This is a genomic window from Acetobacterium sp. (assembly GCF_041752335.1).
GTDB lineage: Bacteria > Bacillota > Clostridia > Eubacteriales > Eubacteriaceae > Acetobacterium.
The window spans coordinates 1-2,200 of the sequence record NZ_JBGSHG010000116.1; the positions used below are offsets into that span (position 1 = coordinate 1).

At 40.7% G+C, this 2,200-nt stretch carries 3 protein-coding genes; all 3 read left to right on the top strand.

The genetic code is table 11. The annotated features are described in order from the left end of the window. On the top strand, nucleotides 1–517 hold a 517-nt coding region (locus tag ACEW8F_RS13990; protein WP_373484082.1), incomplete at its 5' end, for a B12-binding domain-containing protein. Further along, a complete protein-coding gene (locus ACEW8F_RS13995; RefSeq protein WP_373484083.1) occupies nucleotides 514–1,641 on the top strand; it encodes a uroporphyrinogen decarboxylase family protein in 1,128 nt (375 codons plus the stop codon). The genes ACEW8F_RS13990 and ACEW8F_RS13995, both read left to right, overlap by 4 nt. A 337-nt stretch (nucleotides 1,642–1,978) precedes the next feature. After that, the coding region (locus ACEW8F_RS14000; RefSeq protein WP_373484084.1) for a B12-binding domain-containing protein at nucleotides 1,979–2,200 on the top strand (222 nt) is incomplete at its 3' end.

Consider the following 2,200-nt stretch of genomic DNA (forward strand, 5'->3'; position numbering starts at 1 on the left):
TAAAGAAGGGGAAGCCGGGATGATCAAGGTTGGTGAATTGTTCAGTGCCGGCGAATATTTCGTATCCGATCTGATGATGTCCGGGGAAATGTTCAAAGAAGTGGGCGAAATGCTGGAACCCCACCTGGCCGGAAAAACCGGAGAAGTTCTGGGAAAAGTCGTACTGGGAACCGTTGAAGGGGATATCCACGATATCGGTAAAGATCTGGTCTATGTCATGCTCAAATCAGGCGGATTTGATGTCATTGATGTCGGGGTTGATGCCAAACCGGAAGTGTTCGTCAATGCCCTGAAGGAATCAGGCGCACCGATTTTGGCATTATCCTGTTTATTGACCACCGCCTATGATTCCATCTCAAACACTGTCAAAGCCGTTGAGGAAGCCGGTCTCAGAGATCAGGTCAAAATTATCATCGGTGGCGGACCCACCGACGAATCAGTGGTCAGATACACCGGCGCGGATGCAGTTGGCGACGATGCCCAATCAGCCGTAAGATTATGTAAGGAGATGTTATGATGAAAACGAACCCAATATATGATGAACGATTAAAAAAAGTTCAAGCTTGCATAAATCATGAAAACGAACATGTTGTTGGCTGCTATATGGGACAAGGTGTACCACCAACCTATTCCGATATCTCATTGGCTAAATATATTTCAGATACAGATGCTGGTTTAAAATGTTTCATCGATTTTGTTAATCGTATGAATGCAATAGCTCCTGTTGATTGTATTAATTTTGGTTATCCAGGTTTGATTCGAGCATCTTTAAGTATGATGTGGTGGTCTAGCGTTAAAATGCCAGGTGAGGAATTAGATGAAAATGAAATCTGGCAGGTTGACGAGAAAAAAATGATTCAAGATGGCGATTATGAACTTATTATTAAAGAAGGATCAGCAGCTGTAAGGGATCGAATATTGCCTCAAGTCATCGACATGAAAAAGATTGAACAATTCTTTGCATATCATGCAAAAGATGATGATATGACTTTTCAAAAATATACCGATGCAGGGTATCCGGTTTTAACGAGTGGTGTGAGCTGCCCTCCGTTTGAAACATTATGCGGCGGACGTTCAATGAGCGCATTCTTTATGGATTGCTATCGAAAACCGGATTTAATTAAAGAAGCTCAAGATGTCATGCTGGAAGAACAGCTGAAAATGATCGCTTCACGACCAGTTAGTGATTATGTCATCGGTGAATGGATTGGTGGTTGGCGTGGAGCGTCAGGTCTTGTCAGCCCAAAAATTTGGGATAACTTGGTATGGCCTTATATGCATAAAATTGCATTAGCCCTAATTGATCGAGGAATCACACCAATCTTGCATTTAGACCAGAATTGGAATCGAGATTTAGAACGATTTTTAGAATTACCGGCAAAAAAATGTATTATTAATACCGATGGCATGACCGACTTAAGAATAGCCCGGAAAGTTTTAGGTGATCACGTTGCATTTATGGGAGATGTTCCGTCTCAAATGTTAGTCGTATCCACTCCTGATGAAGTCAAGGATTATGTCCGCAGACTGCTGGATGACATTGGTGTAAAAGGCGTATTTTTGGCTGCCGGTTGTGATGCTCCAACAAAATCAAAATTCGAAAATCTTATTGCAATACATGAGGTAGCGCAAGAGTATTAAGAATGATAATAACCGATTGCTAGTCGGTATTATAAAAAAATATGGAGGTATAATAAATGCAAAAAAAATAAACGAGATCTCAACGTTTGCTACCGTTAGGCATTGGGGGCCATCGATCGGTAGAAACGAAACTTTGAAGGAGATCTCATCAAAATTTTAACATAAATCCGATAAAATGATAAGTCATTTTCATTAATTAAAAAAAAATTCTGTTAATTTTGATGATGATTCTCCATGGCAAAATGTTCGATAGGTGTTTGCGGGATTTTATAAAATCGGGCAATTGCCAGAAAATGATTACAAAAGAATAAAATCAAATCAAATGGAGGATAAATAAATGGCGAAAATTAGTGAATTGCTGGCAAAATTGGAAATGGACGAGCTGATGGAAGCAGTACAGCAAGAACTCGATAACGGTACCGATCCCTTAGAGATTCTTAAAGAAGGGGAAGCCGGGATGATCAAGGTTGGTGAATTGTTCAGTGCCGGCGAATATTTCGTATCCGATCTGATGATGTCCGGGGAAATGTTCAAAGAAGTGGGCGAAATGCTGGAACCC

Bases quoted from the DNA above. Each gene is read 5' to 3' on its own strand.
- ACEW8F_RS13995 (WP_373484083.1), top strand. From the start codon at position 514: ATGATGAAAACGAACCCAATATATGATGAACGATTAAAAAAAGTTCAA.